This window comes from Tannerella sp. (assembly GCF_030528505.1).
Taxonomy (GTDB): domain Bacteria; phylum Bacteroidota; class Bacteroidia; order Bacteroidales; family Tannerellaceae; genus Tannerella.
In genome coordinates this window covers 20,568-27,035 of record NZ_JAUMYS010000043.1, presented here as the reverse complement: position 1 = coordinate 27,035, position 6,468 = coordinate 20,568, and the positions used below count along the sequence as shown (strand labels likewise).

At 50.0% G+C, this 6,468-nt stretch carries 6 protein-coding genes; 2 read left to right on the top strand and 4 right to left on the bottom strand.

Annotated features, from left to right (window positions below; translation table 11 throughout):
- Positions 1–421: 421 nt before the first annotated feature.
- From Q4A89_RS08060 to kbl, 4 genes are read right to left on the bottom strand one after another with little or no spacing between them, the layout of a single operon-like run.
- A complete protein-coding gene (locus tag Q4A89_RS08060) occupies positions 422–1,273 on the bottom strand; it encodes a GNAT family N-acetyltransferase (RefSeq protein WP_303184780.1) in 852 nt (283 codons plus the stop codon).
- Positions 1,270–2,181: a DUF2156 domain-containing protein gene (locus Q4A89_RS08055; protein ID WP_303184779.1), complete on the bottom strand. Its 912-nt coding sequence runs from the start codon at positions 2,179–2,181 to the stop codon at positions 1,270–1,272. Before Q4A89_RS08055 ends, Q4A89_RS08060 begins: the two co-directional genes overlap by 4 nt.
- Positions 2,182–2,209: 28 nt before the next feature.
- The gene (locus Q4A89_RS08050; protein WP_303184778.1) at positions 2,210–3,058 is read right to left on the bottom strand and encodes a histidinol-phosphatase; all 849 of its coding nucleotides are present in this window, start codon (positions 3,056–3,058) and stop codon (positions 2,210–2,212) included.
- 40 nt (positions 3,059–3,098) lie between these two features.
- A complete protein-coding gene (kbl, locus tag Q4A89_RS08045) occupies positions 3,099–4,289 on the bottom strand; it encodes a glycine C-acetyltransferase (protein ID WP_303184777.1) in 1,191 nt (396 codons plus the stop codon).
- Between the two features lie 321 nt (positions 4,290–4,610).
- On the opposite strand from kbl, the gene Q4A89_RS08040 reads away from it, so the two are divergent.
- Both Q4A89_RS08040 and Q4A89_RS08035 read left to right on the top strand, forming a co-directional pair.
- On the top strand, positions 4,611–5,129 hold the full coding sequence (locus Q4A89_RS08040) for an RNA polymerase sigma factor (protein WP_303184782.1): 519 nt from the start codon (positions 4,611–4,613) through the stop codon (positions 5,127–5,129).
- 22 nt (positions 5,130–5,151) lie between these two features.
- Entirely contained in the window at positions 5,152–6,465 is a 1,314-nt protein-coding gene (locus Q4A89_RS08035; protein ID WP_303184775.1) for a porin family protein, read from the top strand.
- Positions 6,466–6,468: the final 3 nt, after the last annotated feature.

Genomic DNA, 6,468 nt, shown 5'->3' with positions numbered 1-6,468 from the left:
ACAACAAACTAAACAGATGGTATTATTCTAATAAACATTATCCCGAACTCACGTAGATTATAGTAATATGAGAGAGTTTAAATGTATAGATATTTATCCCAATTACACCGAATGGAAGAATGATATGAATAAGTGGATTAAAAGCAAATAACCAGTGGTAACACAAGCTATAATGGAGACATTCGGAGGTACGGACGGGTCCGCTTCTTACCCGTTTTTTGTCATACCGACAGAAAATCACCCGTAAATCCAATGCTGCGGATAGCACGTTATATCCAACACCCACCCCAAAAGGAGATAAATTATGAGTAATATAACTGATAATAAGACGACTTAAGCCTCCTCCCTAATCAGAAAATAAGATCGTTGTTATCAGATTTCTTTATACCGACAATCTTCTTTTTGAGCGAAACACCCCATATCAATCCAACATCAGCGACATAAAAACACGCTGCAAGTCGGAGGGTTTGACCGTTTCGTCAAGGGGGCAGGCAAGTCCGTAAGGCTGTGCCGGCCGGCCGGCCGAATACGGTACGCGAACAAAAGCCGTCTGTGCCCGATGACGAATCAAAATATACCTGATCAACGCATCCTTGACGGCCGGATCGTCGTACAAAATCTCTTTGATCAAAACATCCGTAGAAGATTCGGGAGCTTCGAACGCCATGCCAACAGGGCGCTCCTCATCGAGAGCCACCCAGACATGGCCGCCATCGGCAAGGCAGTCGCGACGAATCGTTTCGAAATCGGCGGCATCGTGAAGAACGGCATATCGGCGGCGGCGCTGAGCAAGGTCGAAATACGAAGCATACGTCTTTTCGGGACAAGGAACGATTCGACAGGTATCCGTCTGCTCCATCCCGTCGGCCACATAGTACTCTACCCCCACGTTAATCGGCACCGTATATCCGTAACATCTGTAAACCTCAAACAGCCAAGGCTCGGCGGGGATAAGCACCGAAAGGGCAAATCCTCGCTTCCGCATCGCCTGCATCGCGTCCTGCATCAGGGCTTTCATATATCCTTTGCCTCGCTCCGAAGGATGCGTACACACCCCGCACACATACGCACAAGGCAAGACGGCCGACTCGATCTTCACCTCATACGGAACAGCCTGCAACATGGCGACGACTCCCCTGCCCTCCCGTTCGATCACGAATGTATTTTCCGGCCGATAAACCCGATCGAAAAACATCCGCACATATTCGTCCGAATCCTGAAAAACCGTTTGCCAGAGGGTTTCAAGCTGCCGCCGTCCCGCAATTTCATTCATCGCCTTTTGATTGCCCCGTTCTTTTCGAGCAGGATCACCGGATTGTACGACAGTTTCGACTGGCGCAGTCCCGGAATGCCCAAATCTTCCTCGCGGTTTACGTAAACGTATTGTTCGGGAATATGCGACACAAACTCCTGATTGATGAGGCTGAAAATGCCCTCGTAGTTCGTATCTGCCTTTTCGACATGCACCCCGAACGTCTGATAATTAATCGGCGAGCCGTACGTAAACGCTGCAATTTCACCCTCGACAACGATCGCGCCTCCGAATAGCCCCAGCTCTTTGAAATGGTGCATGGCAAACGTCATGGAACGATGCTCGTTCGACAGTTCGTCCGTATTTTCCCCATTTACGTTTGCCCGTACCCACTTCCGTTCCAGCGCCATACATTGCGGAACGATTTCGGGTGTGATGGGGATATACGTATATTCATACTGCTTCTTGAATTTGTTGATATGATTACGTTTAGCCTGCCATTTCTTGCCTTTCAGCGTTTGCAGTTCTTCACGCAGATAAATATAGTCGAAATAGTCTCGCTCGGCAACGTATGCGAATTCGTTCGGACATACGTCTTCTAACTTTTTCCGGGCTTCGGCAGTCACCCCGAGGATAAGCAGCGGATGCCCCTCTCCCATCATCTCGTGCGAATCTTTTTCAAGCGCTTCCACAGCTCTTCTCAAGTCACCCTGCCCGACGGGAAACATATAGGCCATCCGTTTCGGATCTTTCTCTTCGATATAAAAACGAATTAACAAATACCCTTCGAAGACGGCATATTCGCTGTCGTACAGGAATCTCCAACTGCACATGTTCGAAAAGGCAAAGTCGCAATTCTGAAACACTGAAGGATACGTAAAAGACGTTATAAGTTCTTTATCCTCAATACGGATTGGTTTAAATACCATATAAAACAGTTACGGTTCATCAATACGGTCAATCTATCGGCACATCCATCCATGCTCCTTTTACCAGCTCGCGCAGTGTTCGGAAGCCCACGGCACGCAGCAATTCAATAGTCTCGTGACGGCCGTCGTTGACCAGATCGGGAAAATGACAGTCGGAGTTGACCATCACGGGGATATTCCGCTCTTTCAATGCGCGGTATGTACCGGCGTGCGGATACGTTTGTCCCTTGCGTTGCGCGTTCTTACTGTTTACTTCGACAATAAGCCCTTTCTCGGCAATCAGATCGAGAAGCGCAAGGAAAGGTTTCCGATAACGATCGGTATTTCGGTCGAATCCGGGGTAACGACAGCCGTTCATATAGACCTTATCGATATGCCCGACCACATCGAATCCACCCGTTTCGACCATCCGCATCGAGGTCTCGAAGAAGTCGTCCGTCAGCCGGTTGATGTCCCCGCCATAATGCCTGTCGACACTTGCCCTGAAAGCTTCGTATGGCCCGTCGATGCATACCATATTGGCTTCGGCCAAAGGCTTTTGCCAAGGAAGATAATGGAGCGACCCGATCCGATAGTCGAGCGGAAGTTCCTGAAAAAAGGGAATCGCCGCATGATACGTTTCGTCCAGATAATCAATCTCCAGACCGACATACAGTTCGATTTTACCTTCATATTTCTTTTTCAGCCGGTCGATTTCGGCCAGATACGCGGGCATATCGTCTTTCGTCATGTTCCAGCTCGTCTCGAACGGTAGAGGGCTGTGCGAAGAAATGCCGTACGCGCGAAACCCGCGCGCAACGGCAAACTTCACAAAATTTTCCGGATGACTGCGTCCGTCGCAAAAGGTACAGTGACTGTGGAAGTTACTGTCGATCATAAGGATGATTTATCGTTTTCTTTCTCCGATCGGATGCTCATTATTTAATTACGTTCAGCGCTTTGCCGACTTTGATAAATGCAGCGATCGCCTTGTCGAGATGTTCTTTCTCGTGACCGGCCGATAACTGAACACGGATGCGTGCCTGCTCTTTCGGCACGACCGGATAATAAAATCCCGTCACATAAATGCCTTCCTCCTGCATACGTTGTGCAAATACCTGCGACAACTTCGCATCGTAAAGCATCACGGCACAGATCGCCGATTGCGTCGGTTTGATATCGAAGCCCGCTTGCAGCATGTTGTCGCGGAAGTAAGCTACGTTTTCGGCCAACTTCGTATGCAGCGCGTCACTTTCTTTGAGCATTTTAAACATCTCGATGCTTGCCCCGACGATAGCCGGCGCCAGCGAATTGGAGAACAGATACGGACGCGAACGCTGACGCAGCATATCTATGATTTCTTTCCGGCCGGTCGTAAAACCGCCCATGGCGCCGCCGAAAGCCTTGCCGAGCGTACCGGTGAAGATATCGATCCGGCCATACGCTCCGAACTGTTCGGCTACTCCGCGCCCCGTCGGCCCGACCACTCCTGCCGAGTGAGACTCGTCGACCATCACCAGCGCGTCATATTTCTCTGCCAGATCGCAGATCTTATCCATCGGTGCTACGTTGCCGTCCATCGAGAAGACCCCGTCGGTAGCGATGATGCGGAACCGCTGTGCCTGTGCTTCTTTCAGACAACGCTCCAGGTCGTCCATGTCGGCATTGGCATAACGATAACGTTTGGCTTTGCAAAGACGCACACCGTCAATAATTGAGGCATGGTTCAGCGCATCCGAAATAATCGCATCGTTTTCACCGAGCAACGGCTCGAAAAGCCCGCCGTTCGCATCGAAACACGAACTGTAAAGAATCGTATCTTCCGTTTTGAAATACTCCGACACCTCGGCTTCGAGTTGTTTGTGCAAATCCTGCGTACCGCAGATAAAACGAACCGACGACATGCCATACCCGCGATGATCCATCGCCTTTTTAGCCGCCTCGATAAGACGCGGATGGTCTGAGAGGCCGAGATAATTGTTGGCACAGAAGTTCAGCACTTCTTCTCCTTCATTCACCCGAATATCCGCTTTCTGGGGCGTCTTGATGATACGTTCCTTTTTGTATAATCCCGCTGACTCAATATCAGCCAATTCCTGTTGCAGGAAAGATTGAAATTTTCCGTACATAACTGTTTGAAGTTAATGATCATTTTATTGCGACAAAAGTAGTCATTTTTTTAGAATGCGGATTTTACTTACCTGATATTTCCATCCCCCAAATGTGAACCTGCGAACGATTCACCATCCGCCCCCGAAAGTACAACAATACAATATTTCACAACAAGTTACCCGACAAAGAATCAACGATAATCGCTCCATCAAGTTAGTCGACTTTCACGATTTATATTATTTTTGCAAAAAAAAGAGGACGGCCGTGCAACGTTTCTACCGGGAATTGCATCATGGAGGATGGATAACGGTTGCAAACGTTGTACCAAGAACAGAATGATGAACGAAGAACAACTGATCACAGGTTGTAGAAATGGAGATCGGACGGCTCAGAGAGAGTTGTATGAATTATATTCCCCCCGAATGCTGGGTGTCTGTCTGCGCTACATCGGCGACAGGGAGACTGCACGCGATGTATTGCAGGACGGCTTTGTAAAAGTCTTCTCGTCTTTCGGGGGATATAAGGGAGAAGGCCCTTTGGGGGCATGGATACGCCGGATATTCGTCAACGAATCGCTGGAACATCTGCGCAGAACGAACGTCCACCACAACACGGTCGACATCGAAAGCATTGCAGACTATTCGACGAACGAGGAAACGGCTGTTTCGAAGCTCTCGGCCGACGACCTGATGCACTTGATCCAAAGCCTCCCGAACAGTCTGCGTGCGGTATTCAACCTTTTTGCGATCGAAGGATATTCGCATAGAGAAATAGCCGGGATGCTACACATTGAAGAGAGTACGTCGCGCTCGCAATATATGCGGGCACGGCGTTGGTTACAGAACAGAATAAAATAGAAAAAAGAGAAGAAACAAGTATATGGAAAAACGGGATAAATGGGAAGAAGCGATCCGGGCGAAACTGGAGCACTTCGAAGCAATACCGGATCCAGGCGACTGGGAAGCCATTTCCGAACGCCTGCCAGATAAAGCGAAGGTGATCAGGATGAGAACCCGACGGTGGGCTTACTGGACTGCCGCCGCTGTCGTATCGCTGCTGCTACTTGGCGGTGGCTACCGGCTGTGGGTTCAGGGAGAGCAAGACACGGTGATCGCGGAGGTGCAGGAGAGTAACGTTCGCGACATACCCGCATCTCCAGTAAAGCCACAAGCAAACAAGGCCGATGGGCTGGCCTCGACAGAGAGGACGGATGAAAATCCGGTGTCGACGGCCGCCCACCGGCCATTGCCCGTGCGTAAGGCCAAAGACCTGACCGCACAAACAACCGATCCTGCGTCAAAAGAAAACCCCGAGAGCCTCTACCCCACACCTGAAGAAAATGAAAAAGCCCTCGAAACAACACCGGCAGAGAAACACGTGCAGGAAGGCCGAACGGATGTCGTGCCCGATCGCCGACCGGAAGACACGCCCGCACAGGAACGTGTGTCCGAAAGCCTACCAAACCACGATAAGCAGCCATTGCTTGCAGATGCTTCTCCCCGACCATCACGCTCTACAGGCACAAAACGCCGTTGGGGCCTCGGGATGGGAGGCGGAAGCTTATCGACGAGCAGTCATTCCGCTTCCAACGGAGCAAATTTTTTCGCGAATAATTTAATGAATAGTGAACTGTCCGCTTATTCGGAACGAAAATCTCTTCCGAATAACGAACATATAAACAAACTTGATGTCTCACATAAGCGTCCGATCTCGTTCGGACTGGGTGTCAGCTACCGGCTCTCCGACCGCTGGGCGCTGCAAAGCGGTGTGACGTACACGTATATGACATCGACCTGGCGCACGGAAGCCATCCGGCAGGGAAAAGCAAAACAGCGCCTACACTTTGTCGGGGTGCCGCTGGGGGTAGATTACAAGATTGCCGAGTGGCAACGCGTCCGCTTTTATGCGGGTGCGGGGGCTATGGTCGAATGGAACGTGGCCGGCAGTATCGATACCGATTATTATTACGGAAATGAGATGGTTCATACACAACATGCCTCGGTACGGATGAAGGAATGGCAATGGTCAGTCAATGCCCGTACGGGAGCAAGTTATCCGTTATTTCGCTATCTGAGCGCCTATGTCGAAGGCAATGCGAATTATTACTTTGATAACCGCAGTTCGATTGAGACGATTCGTTCGGAAAAACCTTTTTACGTATCTTTGCAAGCCGGGGTTCGGTTGGGATTATGAAAA

Excerpts from the sequence above, each read along its gene's own strand:
- Q4A89_RS08035 (WP_303184775.1), top strand. The coding sequence starts at position 5,152 with ATGGAAAAACGGGATAAATGGGAAGAAGCGATCCGGGCGAAACTGGAG.
- Q4A89_RS08060 (WP_303184780.1), bottom strand. The coding sequence starts at position 1,273 with ATGAATGAAATTGCGGGACGGCGGCAGCTTGAAACCCTCTGGCAAACG.
- Q4A89_RS08050 (WP_303184778.1), bottom strand. The coding sequence starts at position 3,058 with ATGATCGACAGTAACTTCCACAGTCACTGTACCTTTTGCGACGGACGC.
- Q4A89_RS08040 (WP_303184782.1), top strand. The coding sequence starts at position 4,611 with ATGAACGAAGAACAACTGATCACAGGTTGTAGAAATGGAGATCGGACG.
- kbl (WP_303184777.1), bottom strand. The coding sequence starts at position 4,289 with ATGTACGGAAAATTTCAATCTTTCCTGCAACAGGAATTGGCTGATATT.
- Q4A89_RS08055 (WP_303184779.1), bottom strand. The coding sequence starts at position 2,181 with ATGGTATTTAAACCAATCCGTATTGAGGATAAAGAACTTATAACGTCT.